Here is a 292-nt window from a genome sequence, read left to right as displayed (position 1 = left end):
CATCGTGCGCGTCTAAAAGTGCAGTGAAGCGTTCAACTCAATGCTGGTAGTCTACCACATCGACCTGAACGCACACAGATGCTGGCATTGGCGGACGCGGACGCGCCGTCGTGCGCTTCATCACGATTAAAAGATCCAGTTCGGCACCTTTCAACGGTAACGTTGATTCAATCAGAGTAATGGCATTCCATGAACCGGAAAGCAGCATAATAAACGTGAACTCTTCTCCCAGCATCGCCAGGCGACTGTCTTCAATATTACAGCCGCAACTACTGACATGACGGGTGATGGT

At 50.7% G+C, this 292-nt stretch carries 1 protein-coding gene; it reads right to left on the bottom strand.

The window, feature by feature from the left end; genetic code table 11:
• Window positions 1–37 precede the first annotated feature (37 nt).
• A partial coding sequence (locus MFF40_RS28415; RefSeq protein WP_238263161.1) for an ACT domain-containing protein occupies window positions 38–292 on the bottom strand: 255 nt, incomplete at its 5' end.

This window comes from Methylobacterium mesophilicum, assembly GCF_022179445.1.
GTDB lineage: Bacteria > Pseudomonadota > Alphaproteobacteria > Rhizobiales > Beijerinckiaceae > Methylobacterium > Methylobacterium mesophilicum.
Note: the sequence above shows the minus strand (reverse complement) of the source record. Positions and strands in the feature narration are given on the sequence as shown.